Source organism: Streptomyces albiaxialis (assembly GCF_039530985.1).
Taxonomy (GTDB): domain Bacteria; phylum Actinomycetota; class Actinomycetes; order Streptomycetales; family Streptomycetaceae; genus Streptomyces; species Streptomyces albiaxialis.
The window spans coordinates 32,843-52,631 of sequence record NZ_BAAAPE010000013.1; the positions used below are offsets into that span (position 1 = coordinate 32,843).

The 19,789-nt window shown below is 73.6% G+C and carries 17 protein-coding genes and 1 riboswitch; of the genes, 11 read left to right on the plus strand and 6 right to left on the minus strand.

The features are described from left to right. Positions 1-301: 301 nt before the first annotated feature. From ABD343_RS23785 to ABD343_RS23815, 7 genes are all read left to right on the plus strand, one after another. Positions 302-1,456 carry a sensor histidine kinase gene (locus ABD343_RS23785; protein ID WP_344531347.1) on the plus strand — a complete coding sequence of 385 codons (1,155 nt, stop codon included), beginning with the start codon at positions 302-304 and terminating at the stop codon, positions 1,454-1,456. Further along, a complete protein-coding gene (locus ABD343_RS23790; protein ID WP_344531348.1) occupies positions 1,453-2,121 on the plus strand; it encodes a response regulator in 669 nt (222 codons plus the stop codon). The genes ABD343_RS23785 and ABD343_RS23790 overlap by 4 nt, the downstream gene beginning before the upstream one ends. A 388-nt stretch (positions 2,122-2,509) precedes the next feature. Continuing rightward, positions 2,510-4,645 carry an MMPL family transporter gene (locus ABD343_RS23795; protein ID WP_344531349.1) on the plus strand — a complete coding sequence of 712 codons (2,136 nt, stop codon included), beginning with the start codon at positions 2,510-2,512 and terminating at the stop codon, positions 4,643-4,645. A 14-nt stretch (positions 4,646-4,659) separates the two neighbouring features. After that, positions 4,660-4,814: riboswitch (cobalamin riboswitch) on the plus strand. A 41-nt stretch (positions 4,815-4,855) separates the two neighbouring features. Next, entirely contained in the window at positions 4,856-5,866 is a 1,011-nt protein-coding gene (locus ABD343_RS23800) for an ABC transporter substrate-binding protein (protein WP_344531350.1), read from the plus strand. 11 nt (positions 5,867-5,877) lie between these two features. Then, entirely contained in the window at positions 5,878-6,888 is a 1,011-nt protein-coding gene (locus ABD343_RS23805; protein ID WP_425578287.1) for a FecCD family ABC transporter permease, read from the plus strand. After that, positions 6,885-7,673: an ABC transporter ATP-binding protein gene (locus tag ABD343_RS23810; RefSeq protein ID WP_344531352.1), complete on the plus strand. Its 789-nt coding sequence runs from the start codon at positions 6,885-6,887 to the stop codon at positions 7,671-7,673. The genes ABD343_RS23805 and ABD343_RS23810 overlap by 4 nt, the downstream gene beginning before the upstream one ends. Then, complete coding sequence (locus ABD343_RS23815; protein WP_344531353.1) at positions 7,670-8,407, plus strand: (2Fe-2S)-binding protein; 738 nt, start codon at positions 7,670-7,672, stop codon at positions 8,405-8,407. Before ABD343_RS23810 ends, ABD343_RS23815 begins: the two co-directional genes overlap by 4 nt. Here the strand turns inward: ABD343_RS23815 and ABD343_RS23820 are convergent. Beyond that, positions 8,379-8,588, minus strand: coding sequence for a hypothetical protein (locus tag ABD343_RS23820; protein ID WP_344531354.1), 210 nt, complete (start codon positions 8,586-8,588; stop codon positions 8,379-8,381). The genes ABD343_RS23815 and ABD343_RS23820 overlap by 29 nt on opposite strands. A 95-nt stretch (positions 8,589-8,683) precedes the next feature. Between ABD343_RS23820 and ABD343_RS23825 the strand changes: the two genes are divergently transcribed. Together ABD343_RS23825 and ABD343_RS23830 are read left to right on the plus strand one after the other, a co-directional pair. Next, positions 8,684-9,553 (plus strand): helix-turn-helix domain-containing protein, encoded by an 870-nt coding sequence (locus tag ABD343_RS23825; RefSeq protein WP_344531355.1) that lies wholly within the window; start codon positions 8,684-8,686, stop codon positions 9,551-9,553. Beyond that, the gene (locus ABD343_RS23830) at positions 9,550-9,759 is read left to right on the plus strand and encodes a DUF397 domain-containing protein (RefSeq protein WP_344531356.1); all 210 of its coding nucleotides are present in this window, start codon (positions 9,550-9,552) and stop codon (positions 9,757-9,759) included. The genes ABD343_RS23825 and ABD343_RS23830 overlap by 4 nt, the downstream gene beginning before the upstream one ends. Here ABD343_RS23830 and ABD343_RS23835 read toward each other — a convergent pair. From ABD343_RS23835 to ABD343_RS23845, 3 genes are all read right to left on the minus strand, one after another. Further along, entirely contained in the window at positions 9,741-10,727 is a 987-nt protein-coding gene (locus tag ABD343_RS23835) for a Clp protease N-terminal domain-containing protein (protein ID WP_344531357.1), read from the minus strand. The genes ABD343_RS23830 and ABD343_RS23835 overlap by 19 nt on opposite strands. A gap of 101 nt (positions 10,728-10,828) precedes the next feature. Next, on the minus strand, positions 10,829-11,665 hold the full coding sequence (locus ABD343_RS23840) for an NAD-dependent epimerase/dehydratase family protein (RefSeq protein ID WP_344531358.1): 837 nt from the start codon (positions 11,663-11,665) through the stop codon (positions 10,829-10,831). Further along, complete coding sequence (locus ABD343_RS23845; RefSeq protein WP_344531359.1) at positions 11,658-12,089, minus strand: nuclear transport factor 2 family protein; 432 nt, start codon at positions 12,087-12,089, stop codon at positions 11,658-11,660. Before ABD343_RS23845 ends, ABD343_RS23840 begins: the two co-directional genes overlap by 8 nt. A gap of 126 nt (positions 12,090-12,215) precedes the next feature. On the opposite strand from ABD343_RS23845, the gene ABD343_RS23850 reads away from it, so the two are divergent. Further along, positions 12,216-12,788: a TetR/AcrR family transcriptional regulator gene (locus ABD343_RS23850; protein WP_344531360.1), complete on the plus strand. Its 573-nt coding sequence runs from the start codon at positions 12,216-12,218 to the stop codon at positions 12,786-12,788. A gap of 28 nt (positions 12,789-12,816) precedes the next feature. Here the strand turns inward: ABD343_RS23850 and ABD343_RS23855 are convergent, their stop codons facing one another. After that, on the minus strand, positions 12,817-17,292 hold the full coding sequence (locus ABD343_RS23855; protein WP_344531361.1) for an NB-ARC domain-containing protein: 4,476 nt from the start codon (positions 17,290-17,292) through the stop codon (positions 12,817-12,819). 129 nt (positions 17,293-17,421) lie between these two features. Between ABD343_RS23855 and ABD343_RS23860 the strand changes: the two genes are divergently transcribed. After that, the gene (locus ABD343_RS23860) at positions 17,422-18,414 is read left to right on the plus strand and encodes an ABC transporter substrate-binding protein (protein WP_344531362.1); all 993 of its coding nucleotides are present in this window, start codon (positions 17,422-17,424) and stop codon (positions 18,412-18,414) included. A gap of 168 nt (positions 18,415-18,582) precedes the next feature. Here ABD343_RS23860 and ABD343_RS23865 read toward each other — a convergent pair whose 3' ends face one another. After that, positions 18,583-19,734 (minus strand): M20 family metallopeptidase, encoded by a 1,152-nt coding sequence (locus ABD343_RS23865; RefSeq protein WP_344532218.1) that lies wholly within the window; start codon positions 19,732-19,734, stop codon positions 18,583-18,585. Positions 19,735-19,789: the final 55 nt, after the last annotated feature.

Below are 19,789 nucleotides of genomic sequence, written 5' to 3' on the forward strand. Positions count from 1 at the left end.
CGATGCACATGGATATGTCCCCCCAGGGGGAACAGCCTCCGTCAGCCGTTCACCGTCAGGAGAACGAGCAGAGCAAGACCGCTCAGCCCTCTGCGTCCGAGGAGGGAATGAAGAACCCCGCCTACTTCGGGCCGCCCGTCTGCATGCCCTCCATAACGAGGACCGACCCCGCCACCTGAACCTCCTACCCCTCAGGTTGTGACCCCGCGGCACGGGCGTACTCCCCCGGTTGCGGGGTCGCGGCCATGGGGTGCGCCCGAGGCCGGACGCACGGTGCGGGGGTGCGGCCTACGCTGGGTGTATGGGTTCCGGCGTGCTCTCTCGTCCAGGTGTGGCGCTCGCGGGTGGGGTGTTCGTGCTGGTGGCCGGGGGCACCGTGCCCATTCTGGCCAAGGGGCGCGACGAGGCGTGGCCGACGACGGTGTTCGGGTGGGCGCTGATCGTCGTGACCTGCGGCGCGCTCGCGTTCAGCGGGCGGCGGCCCGTCGGCGTCGCGGCGCTGACGCTCGTCACCAGCGGGGCGTACTACCTGACCAGTGCCTACGACGGGCCGCTGCTGCTCGCCGTGATCGTCGCGCTCTACGTGGTCGCGGCGCGGGGCCTGCTCCCCGCCGCCGTGGTGCTCGCCGCGGTGGCGCTGCTCAGCACCGCGGCGGGGACGGCGGCGGGGAACGACGACGTGAACAACGTCGCGCTGTTCATGTTCGCCGGGTGGCTCGTCGCGACCGTCGCGCTCGGCTGGGCGCGGCACAGCCGCCTCGCGTACGCGCGCGAGGCCGAGCGGCACGCGGCCAGCGAGGAGCGGCTGCGGATCGCGCGCGAGCTGCACGACAGCATCGGGCACCATCTCTCGCTGATCAACGTCCAGTCGGCGGCGGCCCTGCGGCGGTTCCGGAAGGACCCCGAGCGCGGGGCGCGCGGCGCGGGCGAGGCGCTCGGCGCGGTCAAGGAGTCCAGCAAGGAGGCGCTGCGCGAGCTGCGGACGACGCTCGGCGCGCTGCGCGACGGCGACGAGGCGGCTCCCACGGCGCCCGTGCCCGGCCTGGACCGGGTGGACGAACTGGTCGCGTCGGCGCGGCGGGCGGGGCTCGACGTACGGGTCACGACGACCGGTGGCGGTGACGACGGCGGCGACGGGCCGTTGCCCGTCGAGGTGGACCGGGCCGCGTACCGGATCGTGCAGGAGGCGCTGACGAACGTGAGCCGGCACGCGTACGCCACGGACGTCGCCGTCCGGCTCGCCCGTGGGCGGCGCGAGCTGGTGGTGGAGGTCGTGGACGACGGGCGGGGCCCCTCGGGGGCGCTGTCCGGCAGCGGCATCTCCGGTATGCGCGAACGTGCCCGTGCGCTGGGCGGCGAGCTGACCGCCGGGCCCGGCGAACGGGGCGGCTTCGCCGTACGGGCGCGGCTGCCGCTCGCCTCTTCCGCCCTGCTGAACGGAGCCCCCTCCTCATGATCAAAGTCCTGCTCGTGGACGACCAGCGGCTGGTGCGTGCCGGGTTCCGCTCGATCCTGGAGGACGAGGACGACCTCGACGTCGTCGGGGAGGCGGGCGACGGCGAGGAGGCCGTCGCGCGGTGCCGCGCGGTGCGGCCCGACGTCGTGCTCATGGACATCCGGATGCCGGGCACGGACGGGCTGGAGGCGGCCCGGCGGATCGCCGCCGACGCGTGGCTGAAGGACGTGCGGGTCGTCATGCTGACGACGTTCGACCTCGACGAGTACGTGTACGCGGCGCTGCGCGCCGGTGCCAGTGGCTTCCTCGTCAAGGACACCGAGCCGGAGGAGCTGGTGCACGCGGTGCGGGTTGCCGCGCGGGGCGACGCGCTGATCAGTCCCGGGGTCACGCGGCGGCTGATCGCCGAGTTCGCCGGGCGGGTCGCCCCGCCCGGGCCCTCGCCCCGGCTCAACGCGCTCACGGAGCGCGAGCGGGAGGTGATGCGGCTCGTGGCGGAGGGGCTTTCCAACGACGAGGTCGCGGGCCGGCTTACGCTCAGTCCTGCTACGGCTAAGACTCATGTGAGTCGGATCATGACGAAGCTGAGGGTTCGTGACCGGTCCCAACTGGTCGTCCTCGCCTACGAGTCAGCCCTCGTACGCCCAAGTTGGCTGAACCCCTGAGCTCCGGTTACCCCCCACGCCCCTAACGGGGCAAGCCCCGCTTCTCCCTCCCGCTCGCTGTGCTTGGGAGGTCTGCGCGGAGGCGCAGGGCTGGCAAGCGCAGCCCCCTTCGCCGGGTGCCCCGCGATGAGGGCTGGGTACGGGGTGCCCCGTGCCGTGCTTCGCAGGCTGCGGCTGCGCCGTGGCCGCTCGCGCAGTTCCCCGCGCCCCTGGAGGGGGCAAGCCCCGATGTGTTGTGACCGGTCGCGCCCCGCGCGGCGGAGCCGCACATCAGGCACAGGCCCGCGCCCCTGAAGGGGCAAGCGCTGACAGGGCGCGACTGTGGGGGTAGTGGGGTGTCAACTGTGGGGGGATGGGTGAGGGCGTGGGGGCGGCTCACGGTGGGGGGATGACTCAGCTACGTACCTCGCCCCTCGCACGCCTCGCATTCTGGGCCCAGCGGCATCGCTGGACCGCACTGCTTCTGTGGGTGCTGGTGGTGGGGGCCATCACCGTGGGCGCGCAGGGGGCCGGGAGCGACTACCGGAACGACTTCTCGCTGCCCGGCACCGACTCGCAGGCCGCGACCGACCTGCTGGAGAAGCACGGTTCGGCGCAGGCCGGGGACAGCGTGTCCGTCGTGTTCGAGGGGGACGACCTGCCCGGCGAGCGCGCCGCCGTCGAGCGGACGCTCGACCGCGTACGGGGGCTGCCGAGCGTCACCGGCGTCCGCAGCCCGTACGGCGACAGGTCCGCCGTCTCCCCGGACGGGGACATCGCGTACGCCACCGTCACCCTCGACGGCAAGGCCGAGAGCGTTCCGAAGGAGGACGTCCGGCGGATCATCGACACCGCCCGTGAGGCCGACGGGAACGGGCTGCGGGTCGAGGTCGGCGGCGAGGCCGTGCGCGGCGCGGAGGAGGGCGGCGGCGGGGCCGCCGAGGGCGCGGGGATGCTCGCGGCCCTCGTGATCCTCGTGCTGCTCTTCGGCTCGCTCGTGGCCGCCGCGCTGCCGCTGGTGACGGCGCTGTTCGCGGTCGGCGGGGCGGTCGGGCTGATCGCGCTGGCCTCGCACGTCTTCACCGTCGCCGACTTCACGCCGCCGCTGATGATGCTGGTCGGGCTCGGGGTGGGCGTCGACTACGCCCTGCTGGTCTTCTACCGGTACCGGCACGAACTGCTCCGGGGCGCGGGCACCTCGGCCGCGACCCGTACCGCCCTCGACGCCGCCGGCCGCACCGTCTTCTTCGCGGGCTGCACCGTGATCATCGCCCTGATGGGGCTGGTCGCGCTGGGGCTGGGGGCGTTGCAGGGCGTGGCTGTGGCCGTCGCGCTCACCGTGCTGGTCACCATGGTCGCCTCGCTGGTGCTGCTGCCCGCGCTGCTCGCGGTGGCCGGGCACCGGATCGAGCGGCACGTGCGGGCCCGTGCGGAACGGGCGCTGGCCAAGGGCCGGGCGGAGGGGCGGCGTTGGCGGGCGCTGGCCGAGGCCGTGCAGCGGCGCCCGCTGCCCGCGCTGGCCGCGGCGGTCGTCGCGCTGCTCGCGCTCTCCGCGCCCGCGCTGGACATGCGGCTCGGCTTCGCCGACGCGGGCAACGATCCGCGCGGCTCGACCAGCCGCGAGGCGTACGACCTGCTCGCGGAGGGCTTCGGGCCCGGGTTCAACGGGCCGCTCGTGGTGGTGAGCCGGGGCGGCGCGGAGGCCGCCGGGGAGCTGCGGGCCGCGCTCGCCCGTACGGACGGGATCGCCGCCGCCTCGCCGGTGCTGCCCTCGGAGGACGGCGCCGTCTCGACGGTGCTCGCGTTCCCGGAGACGGCCCCGCAGGACGAGGCGACCGCCGACCTCGTGCACCGGCTGCGGGACGACGTGCTGCCGCCGGTGACGGCGAGGACGGGCGAGAAGGCTCTGGTCGGCGGGTCCACGGCCGCCGCGCTGGACTTCGCGGACTCGGTCTCGGACCGTATGCCGCTGTTCGTGGCGCTGGTGGTGGGGCTGTCCGCGCTGCTCCTGCTGGTGGTCTTCCGCTCGGTGCTGATCCCGCTGAAGGCGGCGCTGCTGAACCTGCTGTCGATCTCGGCGGCGCTGGGCGCGGTGACGCTGGTCTTCCAGGAGGGCTGGTTCGGCGCGGAGCCCGGGCCCGTCGAGGCGTTCATCCCGGTGATGATCTTCGCGATCGTCTTCGGGCTGTCGATGGACTACGAGGTCTTCCTCGTCTCCCGCATCCACGAGGAGTGGGAGCGTACGCGCGACCACCGGCTCGCGGTCCGCGAGGGGCTGGCGGCGACGGGGAAGGTGATCACGGCTGCGGCGGCGATCATGATCGTGGTGTTCGCGGCGTTCGTGCTGAGCCCGGACCGGATGCTCCAGCAGTTCGGGCTGGGGCTGGCCGTCGCGATCCTGCTGGACGCGGTGGTGATCCGGTGTCTGATCGTGCCCGCGGTGATGCGGCTGCTGGGCGCGCGCGCCTGGTGGCTCCCGGCGGGCCTCGCCCGCCGCCTGCCGGAGGTCGCGCTGGAGCGCCGGGAGGAGCGCGAACGCGCCTGACGGGGCTCCACCGCTGGTCGCGGGGTATGGAAGACTGCCTGTGTTCATTCGAGGCGGCAGAGGCCAGGAAGCCGGTGCGAACCCGGCACGGTCCCGCCACTGTGACCGGCGGCGCTCCCCCAGGGGCGTCCGCCGGGAGTCAGATACTGGTCTGCCGCCAACCTCACCAGGTCAGGGGACGCGGATCCCCTTGAGGAGGCAGGCATCGTCATGTCCCGTGCCCTGCGCACCCGTGCGCTTCTCGCTTCGCTGCTGCTCATACCGGCATCCGCCCTCGCGGGGTGCGCGTCGTCCGCCGACGACAAGGACGGCGGCAGCGGCAAGGCGCCGGAGGGCTTCCCGTACACGGTCACGAACTGCGGCGTGAAGACGACGTTCGAGAAGCCGCCCGAGCGGGCCGTGACGATGAACCAGAACACGACGGAGATCATGCTCGCCCTCGGTCTCCAGGACCGGATGGCGGGCACCGCCTTCCTCGACGACAAGATCGTGCCGGAGTACCGGAAGGCGTACGACAAGGTCAAGGTGCTGGCCAAGGAGTACCCGTCCAAGGAGACCCTCCTCGGCGCGAACCCCGACTTCGTCTACGGCGCGTACCCCTCGGCGTTCGAGAAGGGCGAGGGCCGCGAGCGCCCCGCCCTCCAGGACAGCGGGGTGAACACCCGGCTGGCCACCGAGAGCTGTGCGAAGGGCCGGGTCGGGGTGCCGCAGCTCCAGAAGGAGATCCGGGAGGTCGCCCGCACCTTCGGCGTCCCGGAGCGGGCCGAGAAGCTGATCGAGAAGCAGGACCGGCAGCTCGCGGCCACCGCCGAGCGGCTCAAGGGCGCGGAGAAGACACGGGTGTTCGTGTACGACAGCGGTGACAACGCGGCGTTCACGGCGGGCGGCAAGGGCATCGGCAACGAGATCATCGAGCGCGCGGGCGCCGAGAACGTCTTCTCCTCCGTCGACAAGCCCTTCGGCGACGTCTCCTGGGAGAAGGTCGTCGAGAAGAACCCCGACACCATCGTGATCTACGACTACCGGGGTACCTCCCTCGCCAAGAAGAAGAAGCGGCTCCTGAACGACCCCGCGCTCAAGGACGTACCGGCGATCAAGCACAAGCGGTTCGCCGTGATGCCGCTCTCCTCCGTCGTGGTCGGGCCGCGCGTGCCGGACGCGGTGGACGAGCTGGCGCGCCAGCTCCACCCGGAAAGCTACGAGCAGGGCCGCGCGAAGTGAGCGCCCGGGCCGTGCCCGGTCGGCTGCGGTTCGCGCTCCTCACCACCTCGCTGGCCGCGCTGCTGGTCGCCGGGGCCCTCGCGAGCCTCGCGCTGGGCTCCGTCCGTATCCCCGTCGGCGACGTGGTGGCCGCACTGACGGGCGGCGCCGAGCCGGGCCCGTTCACGACGATCGTGCGGGACGTGCGGCTGCCGCGCGTGCTGCTCGCGGCGGTCGTCGGGGCCGGGCTCGCCGTCGTCGGCACCGTGCTCCAGGCACTCGTACGGAATCCGCTGGCCGATCCGTTCCTGCTGGGCATCTCCTCGGGCGCCTCGACGGGCGCCGTCCTCGTCGTCGTCTTCGGCGTCGGCACGCTGACGATGAACGCGGGCGCGTTCGCCGGGTCCCTGTGCGCGCTCGTCGCCGTCTACGCGATGGCGCGGCGCGGCGGCGTGCTGACGACGGGGCGGCTGGTGCTGGCCGGGGTCGCGATCCAGTACATCCTCTCCGCGCTCACCAGCCTCGTCCTCGTGACGTCCTCGAAGACCGAACACCTGCGGGAGATCCTCTTCTGGACGCTCGGCGGGCTGGGCGGCGCGCGCTGGAACAGCCTGCCGCTGCCCGCCGTCGCGATGCTGCTGGGCCTGGTCGCGCTGATGGCCCTCGCCCGTCCCCTCGACCTGCTGCTGGCGGGCGAGGAGAGCGCGACCGTGATGGGCCTGGACACCGGCCGGTTCCGCGCCGCCGTCTTCCTCCTGGCCTCGCTGGTGACGGCCGTGCTCGTCGCGGTGAGCGGCGCGATCGGCTTCGTCGGCCTGATGGTGCCGCACGCCGCGCGGATGGTCATCGGCGCCGGACACCGCGCGCTGCTCCCCGTCTCGGCCCTGGGCGGCGCCGCGTTCCTGGTGCTGGCCGACCTCGCGTCCCGTACGGTCGCCGCGCCGGAGGAGATCCCCGTCGGGGTCCTCACGGCGCTCACCGGCGGCCCGTTCTTCCTCTGGCTGCTGCGCCGCAGCCAGCGCACCGAGGGGGTCCCGTCATGAGCGCGTCCCTGGCGACCGAGGACGTGACGTACTCCGTCGACGGCCACCGCCTGCTCAACGGCGTCTCGCTGGAGGCCGCGCCCGGCGAGACCGTCGGCGTCGTCGGCCCCAACGGCAGCGGCAAGACGACGTTCCTGCGCTGCGTCTACGGCACCCTGCGCCCCGCCTCCGGCCGCGTCCTGCTCGACGGCGAGGACGCGGTCGCGATGACGGCCCGGCGCCGTGCCCGGCACGTGGCCGCCGTCCCGCAGGACGCGCAGGGCGTCGCGGGCCTCACCGTGCGCCAGGTCGTGGCGATGGGCCGCTCGCCGCACAAGAGGTTCTGGGAGGGCGACACCGTCCGGGACGAGGAGTTCGTACGGGACGCGCTCGCGCGCACCGGCGCGGCCGGGCTGGCCGGGCGCCGCTTCGAGGAGCTGTCCGGCGGCGAACGCCAGCGCGCCCTCGTCGCCCGCGCGCTCGTCCAGGAGCCCGTGCTGCTCGTCCTGGACGAGCCGACGAACCACCTCGACGTCCGCTACCAGCTCGAACTCCTCGGCCTCATCCGCGACCTCGGCACCACCAACCTCCTGGCCCTGCACGACCTCAACCTCGCGGCCACGTACTGCGACCGCCTCTACGTGCTGCGCGAGGGCCGCGTCGTCGCGGGCGGGAAGCCGGGCGAGGTCCTCACGGAGGGGATGCTCGCCGAGGTGTACGGGGTCCGCGCCGAGGTCACCGAGCACGCGGTGACGGGACTCCCGACGGTCGTCTATCTGGGCGTGGCCCCCGGGGAGGCCGAGTGACGCCGCTGGACGAACTCTTCCTGGACCACGGCCCCCGCTACGACCTCGCCGTCGGCACGCCGGACCCCGGGGACGGCGGCTGGTTGCCGTGCGACCGTCTGCTCGACCCATCCGGGGCCGAGCTGGGCGTCCTCCTCGACGCGGAGACCGGCTCCAGCGGCCACCGCACCGCGCACGCCGCCGCGCTCACGCTGATCGCGGTCTACGCGGGCCGCGTCACGGCCGCCGCCGTCCTGGACTGGGCCCTGCACGGCCGGGTGTGGGACGTACGCCCGGAGAACGTCCTGGTCCGCCCCGCCGCGCACGGCATCGGCGGCGTACGGCTGCGCGAGGCGCGCACCCTGGACCCCTCCCTGACCGCCCTGCACTCCGCCGTGCTGCACACGCACCTGCTGCCGCTGGCCGACGCGCTGCACGCCCGTACCCGCGCCGGACTGCGCCAGTTGCGGGGCGGCGTCGCGCACGGCTGCGCGACCGCGCTGTGCGCCTCGCGCGGGGCCGTACACGAACTGGCCCCGCGCTGGGCCGAGTTCAGCGCGGGTACCTGCCTGGAGCCGCTCGGCGAGGTGGTCGAGGTCGCCGGGCACCTCCGCTATCTGCGCCGCACCTGCTGCCTCTTCTACACGAGCGCCGAGTCCGTCCGCTGTGCGAGCTGCTGCCTGACGCCCCGGGACGAACGCATACGGGCGTACGCCCGTTCCGTCCTCACCCCTCCTCCGCCAGGGCGGCGATGAGCCGTTCGGCCGTCGCGATGTTGCAACGGCCCAGATCGAGCAGCGGCTCCGTGAGCGTGTCGGTGCACGAGGAGAGGTCCACGCGGAGGGACGGCAACAGTACGTCCACATGCGCGAGCGCCGCCCGCAACCGCCGGGACACGTCGTCTGCTTCACGGAGCTTGATCACGGTAGACCGCATAGGGGGCGCCTTTCTGAGGAGGGCCTGAAGAGGGATCTTCACTTTCCGTGGTCCCAGCATCGCGCTCCGGGCATGATGAGAGGAGGGAGCCGACCGTGCAGGTGCAGTTGTCAAGAGCTGAAAGGCAGATGATGGCGGCAGAGAACGAAGTCGGCGCCGACTTCAAGAGCAACCCTCGCGTCTCGACCCTCGCGTATTTCGGCACGGAGTTGCGGATCAAGAGGGAAGAGGCCGGTCTCTCCCAGGGCGCCCTGGCCGAGCGCCTGTTCTGTGACCGCTCCCTGGTCTCCCGGGTGGAGTCCGCCGAGCGCGTACCGACGGAGGAGTTCGCGCAGCGCTGCGACGAAGTGCTGGGCACAGGCGGCTCGTTCCAGCGCCTCTGGCCGATCGTGATTCAGCACGCGTATCCGGACTGGTTCCGGCCGTTCGTGGAACTGGAGCAGGACGCGACAGAGATCTGGAACTTCGAGAACCAGGTGATCCCGGGGCTGCTGCAGTCCGAAGAGTACGCGCGGGCCCTGTTCGCCGCGGCCCGCCTGCCCAACACGGACGAGTTGGTGGCGGCCAGGATGACCCGGCAGGACATCCTGGGACGGAACAACCGCGCCCGGCTCTGGATCGTGATCGACGAGAACGTGCTGCGCCGTGCGGTCGGCGGACCGGCGCTGATGGCACGGCAGTTGCGGGTGCTCCTGGACGCGGCGGAGGACAGTCGGACCATCGTCCAGGTCGTCCCGTACGAAGTGGGTGCACACGCGAGCATGGCGGGCGCCTTCGCCGGTCTCACCATGGACGCGGGGGCGGACGTCGTCTACGTCGACGGCCGTGCGCGCGGCCATGTCACGGCTGCTCCGGAGCATGTCGCGGACTACCGCTATGCCTATGATCTGCTGCGAGCGGACGCGCTCTCCCCCAAGGCATCACTCAGCATGATCGCCGCAGCGGCAAAGGAACTATCTCCATGATCAGCGCGGCCAACTGGCGCAAGAGCAGCTACAGCAATCAGAACGGCGGCAACTGCCTCGAAGTCTCAACCAGCTTCACCGGCAACGCCGTCCCTGTCCGCGACTCAAAGGACCCGCAGGGGCCCGCCCTGCTCATCCCGGCGGACGCCTGGCACGCGTTCGTGTCGGGGATCAAGAACGGCGGCCGTCAGGCGGAGAGCGCCTGAACGAGCTGACGGGCACGGGTCTCCTCGTCCAGAAGCTCCTGGACGAGGGGGCCCGTTCCCTTGTCGCCGTCGAGGTACTGCTCGACCGGGCGGGCGTCCGACGCCAGGTGGACTCGGCCGCCGGAGCGCAGCGCCTCGTGGACGGAGGCGTGGTCGAGGCCCAGGCGGGCCAGCCGCTCGCCTCCCTCGTACCGGGAAGCGACGTCGGAGTCGCCCTCCTGGGCCAGGTGCGGGTAACGGAGCGCGACCTCGTGGGTGGCGAGGACGGCGAGCAGCACATGCTCGGTGCCGACCGCGTCAGCGGCAAGGCGGCGGGCCTGCTCGTAGGTCTCCATCCTGACCCACCAGGCGGGCCGCGCCGCCCAGTTGATGCCGGCGCGCTTGAGCAGCCACCGGGACCACCACGGCGCGCGGCGGTAGTGGCTGTGGCCGAGGAGGATGTCGCGGGTGGGGTGCAGCAGGGGGGCGAGGTCGTCTGCCGGGCTTCCGGCGCCCCCGTCGAGGCGGGCGAGTACGGCCTCGGGCGGGACTCCGCAGGTGTCCAGCATTTCCACGGCGCGGTTGTCCCCCGCCAGCAGTCCGCGCAGCAGATGTTCGGCGCCGAACTTCGCGGCGTCCTCCTGCCGGGCGAGTTCCCTGGCGGAGGTCAGCGCCCTGCCCGCCGCGCCCGTGTAACGGACGCGCTCCTCGCCCTCGTCCCCCAGGATGTCCTTCTCGGAGACGGCGCCCTCCGGGTCGTCGTCGGCGCTCCACGCCTCCTCCCGGTCCAGGCGGTCCCGCAGGACCGACAGGAGCGTGACCTTGGTCGCGCCTTCGGCCGCGAGTGCTTCGCGGGCCGCTCCCTTGGCCGTGGTGATGCCCGCCAGCAGGTGTTCGCTGCCGATGGGGCCCCCGGCACCGGACCGCGCGCCACGTGCGGCCCCCAGGATTCCCACGATGTTCCAGTCGGGTGACGTGGTCGCTGTCATACGGCCTTCCTCTTCTCCGCTGTCCTGCGCAGCAGCCTCCCCGACCCCGCGCGGAGACCGCATCGCCCCGAAGAAGGATTACTTTCGTCAACGCCGGCGGTTCAGCTCCCGGCCGTCACGTCGGCAAAGGCCCGTACGTGTTCCGCGAACGAGCGGGGCGCGCGGCCCGTGAGGCGGGCGACGGCGTCGGTGACGCGGTCCTCCGCTCCCCCGGCGATCGTGCGGTCGATCTCCGCGAGGATGCCCGCGAAGTTCTCGGGAACGTCCCGTGCCCAGCGCTTCTTCAGCTCCTCCGCCGTGAGGGAGCGGTGGCGCACCTCGCGGCCGGTGAGTTCGGTGAGCGTACGGGCGATGTCGTCGTACGAGAGGGCCTCGGGGCCGGTGAGGATCCAGTCCGTGTTCGGCGGTTCCGGGACGGTCAGCGCGTGTGCGGCCACGGCGGCGATGTCGTCGGCGTCGATGAAGCCGACCCGGCCGCTGCCGGTGGCCGAGACGATCTCGCCGTGTGCGCGGACGGACTCGGCCTGGAGGTGGTCGCCCGTGAAATTCTGCATGAACCAGGAGGGCCGCAGGACCGCCCACTCCTCGAACTCCTCGGGCAGCGCCTCGTGCACGGGGCCCGTCGCCGGGCCGCCGGGTTCGATCGGGGAGGAGCTGAGCAGCACGGCCCGGCGCACGCCCGCCTTCCGGGCGCGGGCGAGGAAGGGGAGCATCACCTCGCCGGGGTGGGTCGCGCCGACGGGCGGGACGAGATAGACGGCCTCGGCACCGGCCAGCGCCGGGTCGTGGGTGGCGGGGTCGTACCAGTCGAAGGGCACGGGGGCGGTGCGGCTCGCGGCCCGTACGGGACGGCCGGTCTCCGCGAGCGCCGCGACGACGCGGCTGCCGGTGGTGCCGGTCGCGCCGGTGACGAGGACGGTTCCCTTGCGGTCAGGCACCGGTGCGCTCCCATCCGGCACGCAGGGAGGCGGGCGCGTCCAGCGGGTTCCAGTAGTCGCGGTAGCGGGTGATGCGGCCGTGCTCGTCGACCGTGAGGAAGACGACGTACGAGAGCGCGAACGGCTCGTCCGTGGCGACCGCGCGTCCGGCGGAGCTGAACTCCACGACGGCCGTGCGGGGATCGCCCGTCGTGTGGATCACGATGTCCTTCAGCTCGTGCACCTCCATGTGTTCGGGGAAGGGCCGCATGTAGGCGGCGATCCCCTCGCGCCCCTCGACCCGGCGCGGGGCGCCCTCGGGTGCGTACGGGAATTCCATGACCCCGTCCTCGGCGAACAGGCCCGTCCACGCGTCGAAGTCGTTCTGCTCCAGCAGGCGGAGTCCCTCGCGGAACACCTGCTCGGGGGTGGCGGTATCGGTCATCGTCGGCTCCTCGCCTAGAATGCGGACCGTCGGTCCGTTACGACTCCGACCATACGGACCGCCGGTCCGCATTGCAAGTGACAGCAAGTGACAGCAGGCCCTTGCCGGGCAGAGGGAGTGACCGGGATGCGCGAGCCCCGCAGCCGTGCCGACGCCGTGCGCAACAGGGAGGCGGTGCTCGACGCGGCCGAGGCCCTCTTCGTGCGCGAGGGCCTCGCGCAGGTGAGCATGAACTCCGTCGCGGCGGCGGCCGGCGTCGGCAAGGGCACGGTCTTCCGCGCGTTCACCGACCGCGCCGGGCTCCTCCAGGCGCTCGCCGGGCGGCGGACGGCGCCCCTGCAGGAGGCCGCGGCCGAGGGCCCCGCGCCGCTGGGCCCGGGCACGCCGCCGCGCGAGCGGATCCCGGCGCTCCTGGACGCCGTCGCCCGCGCCAAGCTCGACAACCTGAGCCTCTACGTCGCGCTGGAGGAGACGGGCTCGTCGAGCCCGTACCGCGTGCCGTCGTACGGCTGGTGGCACGGCACGCTGCGCGGGGAGCTGGAGAAGCTGACCGACCCGGCCCACGCGGGATTCCTCGCGCACGCCCTGCTGGCGGCGGTCCGCGCGGACCTGATGACGCACCTCGCGGTGGAGGAGGGAATCCCGGCCGAGGAGATCAGGGAACGCCTCGCGGCGTACGTGGAGTCGGCCCTGCCGTAACGCGCCGCGCCGCGCCCGGGGCCACGCCTCAGGGGCGCAGCTCGAAGGCGTACAGCCCCTTCTCCCCCACCACGGCGAGGCCACGGCCGTCGGGCAGCCACACGCAGTCGGACGGGATGCCGCTGACGCGTACGAGCGCGACGGAGCGACCGCTGCCACGGCTCGCCACGCGCACAGCCCGGTCCTCCTCGCCGACGCTCGCGAGCCAGGCGCCGTCGGGCGAGATCGCCACCGCGCTCACCCCGCCGGTGTGCCCGGTGAGGGTCGCCGTGCACGCGCCGGTCGCGACGTCCCACAGCCGCACGGTCCCGTCCCCGCCCGCCGTGGCCAGCCATGTCCCGTCCGGGGCGACCGCGACCCCGTTCACCTCGCCGGTGTGCCCGGCGAGCGTCGCCGTACGGGCCCCGGTGGCGACGTCCCACAGCCGTACGGTCCCGTCGTGGCCGGCGCTGGCAAGCCATGTGCCGTCCGGCGCGAACGCCAACGACCGCACGCAGCCCGTGTGTCCGGTCAGCACGGCCGTACGGGCGCGATCGGCCGTGCCCCACAGCAGTACGGCTCCGTCGTGTCCGGCGGCGGCCAGCCGTCGTCCGTCCGGCGCGACGGCCACCGCGTTCACCTCGTCGGAGCGCCCGTCGAGGGTGGCGTTGCACGCGCCGGTCGCGACGTCCCACAGCCGCACGGTCCCGTCGTACCCGGTGGAGGCCAGCCACGCCCCCTCGGGTGCGAACGCCACCGCCCGCACCGCGTCGGTGTGCCCGGTCAGGGTGGCGAGGCAGTCGCCGGTGGCCGCGTCCCACAGCCGTACGGCCGCGTCGTCACCGGCGGTCGCCAGGCGCGTGCCGTCCGGGGACGCCGCCACGGCACATGCCCAACTGGCCTGCTCCCGCGCATGGGTGACGTCCGGTGCCGTGCCGTGGCTCCTGTCCCAGATCCGTACGGTCCTGTCGTCTCCGGCGGTGACGAGCCACGCGCTGTCGGGAGCGAACGCCACCGCCCGCACCGGGTCGGTGTGCCCGGTCAGGGTGGCGAGGCAGTCGCCGGTCGCCGCGTCCCGGACCCGCACCGTCTCGTCGTGGCCCCCGGTGGCCAGGCATGTCCCGTCGGGCGCGGCCGCCACCGCGTGCACCTCGCCGGTGTGGCCCGCGAGTTCGGTGGTGGGGAGGGTGCCTCCGGGCTTGTGCCAGACGCGTACGGTCCCGTCGTCCCCGGTCGTGACGAGCCACGCGCCGTCCGGCGCGAACGCCGCCGACAGCGACCAACCGGTGTGGCCGGTCAGCGTGGCGGCGCAGGTCGCGGTCGCGACATCCCAGATCCGTACGGTCCCGTCGTCGCTGGTGGTCGCGAGCCGGGTGCCGTCGGGCGAGACCGTCACCGAACTCACCGCGTCGGTGTGCCCGGTGAGGGTGGCCGTGCACGCGCCCGTCTCGATGTCCCACAGCCGCACGGTGTCGTCGTTGCTTGTGGAGGCCAGCCACGTGCCGTCCGGCGCGACCGCCACCGACCGCACCCTGCCGGTGTGCCCGGTGAGAGTCGCGGTGCACGCGCCCGTCGCCACGTCCCACAGCCGCACGGTCCTGTCGTTGCCGGCGGAGGCCAGCCAGGTCCCGTCCGGTCCGATCGCCACCGACCGCACCTGGCCGGTGTGCCCCGTCAGGACGGCGGTACAGGCGTGCGTGGCGGCATCCCACAGCCGCACCGTTCTGTCATGGCCGCCGCTGGCGAGCCACGTCCCGTCCGGCGCGACCGCCACAGAGAGCGGGAGGATCGGGTGTCCGGCGAGGGTGGCGGTGCACTCGCCGGTCGCGACGTCCCACAGCCGTACGTTCTCGTCATTGCTGGCGAGGGCGAGCCACGTGCCGTCCGGGGCGACCGCCATCGCCAGCGGAGCGCAGAAGAGCCCGAGGTGGGCGAGGTCGATGACGGCCGAGCACGTTCCGGTCGCGGCGTCCCAGATCCGCACCTTCTTGTCGTCGCCTCCGCTGGCGAACCACGTGCCGTCCGGCGCGACGGCCACCGCCCGCACCCAGTCGGTGTGTTCCGCGAGAGTCACGGCGGGACGCATGCCGTCGGCCTTGTCCCAGATCCGGGCGGTCGCGTCCTTGCCGACGGCGGCGAGCCAGGTCCCGTCCGGCCCGATCGCCACCGACCTCATGTCGTCGGCGCGCCCGGTCAGTGCGGCGACGCAGGCCGCGGTCGCGACGTCCCATACCCGTACGGTCCCGTCGTCGCCCGTGCTGGCCAGCCAGGTGCCGTCCGGGGCGACCGCCACCGACCGCACCCAGTCCGTGTGGCCGGTCAGCGCGGCCGTACAGGTCGCGGACGCGACGTCCCAGAGCCGCACCTTCGCGTCGTCGCCCGCGGTGGCGAGCCACGTGCCGTCCGGGGCGACCGCCACCGACCGCACCCAGTCGCCGTGCCCGGTGAGGGTCGCGGTGCACGCCCCGGTCGCGACGTCCCACAGCCGTACCGTCTCGTCGGCGCCCCCGGTCGCGCACCAGGTGCCGTCCGGGGCCACCACCACCGCGTTCACCTCGCCGGTGTGCCCGGTGAGGGTGGCCGTACAGACGCCGGACGCCGCATCCCACAGCCGTACGATCCCGTCGTCGTCGGCGGTCGCGCACCAGGTGCCGTCCGGCGCGACCGCCACCGCGTTCACCTCGGCGGTGTGCCCGGTGAGGGTGAGCCGCAGGGCTTCGACGGGGACATCGGGCAGGGGCCACCGGTTCGCCAGGAGGGGCCGCAGGGACGGGTCCTGCCGGCGGGCGAGGACCTGGTCGTGCCAGTGGGAGGACGGTTCGAGGCGGCTGTGCAGCACGTTGGCCAGCGCGTGGGCGGGGTCCGTGGGGGTGAGGAGGTCGGCTGCGCGCGCGACGGCGCGGGTGCGCGCGGCGGAGGCGGGGGTGGGCGCGGGGACGTGCCGCAGGTCGTTCACGGGCGCGGTGGGGCCGCGCTGTACGAGGCGGGCCTCCACCCAGCGCAGGTCACCGGCCACCGCCTCGGCCCCGTCCGCCCGTCCGGCGGCGACCAGGTGCCCGATCAGGTTGTCGAGGAGGTAGCCGTCCTCCAGCAGCCACCAGGCCCGGCCGGGGCCGGGCGCGGAGGGCGCCAACGGCTCCGCGACGGGGAGGGTTTCGGCCACGGCATCCACCAGGCGGGCGTGGAGCGCGGTCAGTTCGGTTCCGCCCAGCAGGCCGCGTACGTAGTCGCGGATCACGTCGTGGAGGCTGACCGTGCCGCCGTTGTCCGGGGTCAGGGACACCAGCGAGAGCCGCGCCAGGTCCCCGCACAGCGTGCGGGCCTCCTCCTCGGAGAGCCCGCCGGTGGCCTGCCAGAGGCGGGCGACGAGGGGGACGGGCACGGCCTCGTCCTCCGCGAACATGCCGAGTTCCGCGAACCGGGCGGCGCCGCCGGGTGGGAGGAGGGCGGTGGCGGCCTCGACCGTGGCGCGTACGGCCTCGCTCCTGCGCTTGGGATCGTCCAGGTCCCACCTCTCCGGCCCGGAGGGCGGATCCACGGCCGCCGGGCCCTCCGCGCGTAAGCGGCGCAGCACGTGCGCGGCTCCGGCCTCGGGGGCCACGCCCGTGCGGACCTGACCGGCGATCAGCCGGTTGGTCAGGCGGAGCAGCAGGGGCCACCGGCCGGTGGCGCGCAGGAGATCGCGGACGACGGGCTCGGGCAGCCGGGGCAGTTCCCGGGTCAGGAGGGTGCGGGCCTGGGCCTCGGACATCTCGTCGACCCGGATGGACCGGGCGTCGGCGGGGAGCAGCGCGGCGACCCGGGTGGTGACCAGGCGGACGCAGGAGGCGCCGCCCAGGAGGAAGGGCGCGAGCTGCTCGCTCTCCCAGACGTCGTCGAGGACGAGCAGGGTGCGGGGGCGCTCGTCCAGCAGGCGGCCCAGGTGGGCGCCCGCGAGGGCGGGGTCGTCGAACTCCTGGGTGTCGCCGGTGAGGAAGCGGGTCACCTCGGCGACCTTCGCGGAGATCGCCGCCGGGCCGCGCACGTCGCGGCCGACGGTGACCATGTAGACCCGGCCCCGGTAGCGCCGCCGGACGCGCGGGCCGGCGCACACGAGGGCTGCGAGCGTGGTCTTGCCGAAGCCTCCGGCGCCGTACAGGGACGTGGTGATCCCCAGCACGGATCCGGGGCTCCCGCGCGTACGTCGGCGCCCGGTACGTCGGCGCCCGGCGCCACAGACGGCATCGACGGCCAGGGCCGCCTCGCTCCGGTCCACCACCCAGTCCGGGACCTCGGGCCCGGCGGGAGGCGGCGGGTCACCCGCGGCCGCTCCGCCCCGCTCCTGCCCGGCGACGGCGAGGCCGGTGAGCGCGACCGTCAGCACGCCCAGCACCCCGAGGGAGGCCCACGGGTGCTCGCGCAGGACGTCCAGGCCGAGCGGCCAGCTCCCGTCGCCGGTGGCGGCGTTGGCGGCGAGCGAGGCCAGCGTGCCCACCACCGCTCCGGCACAGGCCGTCGTCACGACGACCGCGACACGCGCACGCACCACCGCACCCCCATGAACCACGCCGAACGCCCGACACTACCGGCGGCGCGGCGGGAGGTCCCGATCGGAGATCGTCTAAGGTAAGGCTAACCTTAGCCACGCTGGCTGTCCCCGATCCCGGAGCCCTCAATGACTCTGCCCAGACGCACCCTTCGCCGTACCGCCCTCCGGGCCGCCGCCACGCTGGGGGCCGCGGCCCTGCTGCTGACCGGCTGCGGCTCCGGCTCGGACTCCGGGTCGGACGACAAGGAGAAGACCTCTGCCGAGGGGGGCGGCACCCGGACCGTGAAGGACGCGACCGGCAAGGCCGTGAAGGTCCCGGCCCACCCCAAGAGGATCGTGACCCTCACCCAGGAGGACCTGGACGCGGTGCTCGCGCTCGGCGTCAAGCCCGTCGGCATCACCAACGGGCAGGGCATGAACAAGCCCCCGGCCTACCTCGCCGACAAGGTCAAGGGCACGAAGGTCGTCGGCAATCTCCTCCAGCCCGTCATGGACAAGGTCATCGCGGCCAAGCCCGACCTGATCCTCGCCGGGGACATGCAGGACGAGCAGATGCTCAAGCAGCTCCGCGAGATCACTCCGGCCACGCTCGTCACCATGGCGCCCACCGACGACTGGAAGCTCTCCTTCCGGGGCGTCGGCAACGCCGTCAACAAGCTGCCCAAGGCCCAGAAGGTCATCGCCGACCACGAGGCCGCCGCGAAGGAGGCCGGGAAGAAGCTCGGCAAGGAGAAGGGTGCCGAGGTCTCCATCGTCCGCTGGAACCCGGACGGCCCGAGCTGGATGGAGAAGAAGCAGTTCGCCAGCGGGATCGCCCTGGAGATGGGCCTCAAGCGCCCCAAGTCCCAGGACAAGGACGGCAACGCGCACGCGCCCGCGCTCAGCCTGGAGAAGATCGACGAGATCGACGGCGACTGGCTCTTCCTCTCGACGCTGACCTCCGACGGCGACAAGGCCCTCAAGGACGTGCAGGCCAAGCCCGCCTACAAGGACCTGAAGGCGGTCAGGGCCGGGCACGCCGTGACGGTGGACGGCTCGGTCTGGTCCACCCGGGGCGGACCGCTCGCGAGCGAGGTCGTGATGAACGACATCACGAAGGCCCTCACGAAGAAGTCCTAGTCCCTGCGCCCCGGAGGGGCGCGGGACTGTGCCGATATGCGGCTCCGCCGCGTGACCGCGCACAACCGTGCCCCGAAGGGGCGCGGGGAACCGCGCGAGCGACCACGACGCACTCGCAGCCCGCGAAGCACAGCCCGGGGCAGCCCGAACCCCGGCTCTTGTGCCGGGTCAGAGGGGCGCGGCCCCGAAGTCCGGTTGCCCCGCACTCGCGGAGGCCGCGTCGGCCGCCGTCCATGCCATCCCCACCGCGCCGTCGAACAGCGCCTGTTCGGCGGCCGGTGAGAGCGCGGCCTCCGCGAACGCGGGCTCGTGAGGGCCGCACGCCCCGCCGCTGATGTCGAGCACGGGATGGATGGCGGGCACGGCGTGCGAGACGTTGCCCATGTCCGTACAGGCGAAGGGCTCGCGGCGCTCCGGCGCCGGGCGGCCCAGCGCGCGGGCGTTGGCCTCCCACAGCGCGGTGAGCGCGGGGTCGCTCCGGAAGTCGAGATAGTCCGGCTCAGGCCGGGTCAGGGCGACCTCGCAACCGGTCGCCAGCGCACCGGCGCGAAAGCACGCCGAGACGCGCTCGCGCAGCTCGCGCAGGTCCTCGGCGGCCAGGGCGCGTATCTCGTACTCGGCGGTGGCGCGTTCGGGGATCGCGTTGGGCGCGTCGCCCGCGTGTGTGGTCACGCCGTGCACCCGCCACTGCGGCGGGAGCTGCTGGCGCAGCAGGCCGAGCGCGACCTGCGCGACGGTGAGCGCGTCGGCGGCGTTGCGGCCCTCGTGCGGATCGAGGCTCGGGTGCGCGGACCTGCCGGTGAACTCGACAGAGAGCGTGCCGAGCGCGAACGAACGGAAGTCGGCCACGTCGAACGGGCACGGGTGCACCATCATCGCCGCGTCCGCGCCCTCGAAGGCCCCGGCCTCCAGCAGCAGCGCCTTCCCCGCGCCGCGCTCCTCGGCGGGCGTGCCCAGCACCCGTACGGTCAGGCCGAGTTCGGCGGCGTGCGGGGCGAGCGCGAGCGCCGCGCCGACCCCGGCGGCGGCGATCAGGTTGTGCCCGCAGGCGTGGCCGAGGCCGGGCAGCGCGTCGTACTCGCAGGCGAGGACGACGGTGAACGGGCCGTCGCCCGCCGTCGCCTCGAACGCGGTCTCCAGCCCGTACGCCGGGGCCGTGACCGCGAAGCCGTGCGCGGCCAGCAGGTCGGCGCACCAGCGCGCCGCCCGGTGCTCGCCGAACGCGGTCTCGGGGTGGGCGTGGATGCGGTGGCTGAGGTCGAGCAGCGCCGCGCTGTGCGCGGTGACGCGGTCGAGCAGGGCGGTCTTGATGTTGGTCATCACGCCACAGAAGATAGCTTAGGCTAACCTAAGTTTTTCCTGGGTTCGGGATCTT

Excerpts from the sequence above, each read along its gene's own strand:
- ABD343_RS23785 (WP_344531347.1), top strand. The coding sequence starts at position 302 with ATGGGTTCCGGCGTGCTCTCTCGTCCAGGTGTGGCGCTCGCGGGTGGG.
- ABD343_RS23790 (WP_344531348.1), top strand. The coding sequence starts at position 1,453 with ATGATCAAAGTCCTGCTCGTGGACGACCAGCGGCTGGTGCGTGCCGGG.
- ABD343_RS23795 (WP_344531349.1), top strand. The coding sequence starts at position 2,510 with ATGACTCAGCTACGTACCTCGCCCCTCGCACGCCTCGCATTCTGGGCC.
- ABD343_RS23800 (WP_344531350.1), top strand. The coding sequence starts at position 4,856 with ATGTCCCGTGCCCTGCGCACCCGTGCGCTTCTCGCTTCGCTGCTGCTC.
- ABD343_RS23810 (WP_344531352.1), top strand. The coding sequence starts at position 6,885 with ATGAGCGCGTCCCTGGCGACCGAGGACGTGACGTACTCCGTCGACGGC.
- ABD343_RS23820 (WP_344531354.1), bottom strand. The coding sequence starts at position 8,588 with ATGCGGTCTACCGTGATCAAGCTCCGTGAAGCAGACGACGTGTCCCGG.
- ABD343_RS23830 (WP_344531356.1), top strand. The coding sequence starts at position 9,550 with ATGATCAGCGCGGCCAACTGGCGCAAGAGCAGCTACAGCAATCAGAAC.
- ABD343_RS23835 (WP_344531357.1), bottom strand. The coding sequence starts at position 10,727 with ATGACAGCGACCACGTCACCCGACTGGAACATCGTGGGAATCCTGGGG.
- ABD343_RS23845 (WP_344531359.1), bottom strand. The coding sequence starts at position 12,089 with ATGACCGATACCGCCACCCCCGAGCAGGTGTTCCGCGAGGGACTCCGC.
- ABD343_RS23850 (WP_344531360.1), top strand. The coding sequence starts at position 12,216 with ATGCGCGAGCCCCGCAGCCGTGCCGACGCCGTGCGCAACAGGGAGGCG.
- ABD343_RS23860 (WP_344531362.1), top strand. The coding sequence starts at position 17,422 with ATGACTCTGCCCAGACGCACCCTTCGCCGTACCGCCCTCCGGGCCGCC.
- ABD343_RS23865 (WP_344532218.1), bottom strand. The coding sequence starts at position 19,734 with ATGACCAACATCAAGACCGCCCTGCTCGACCGCGTCACCGCGCACAGC.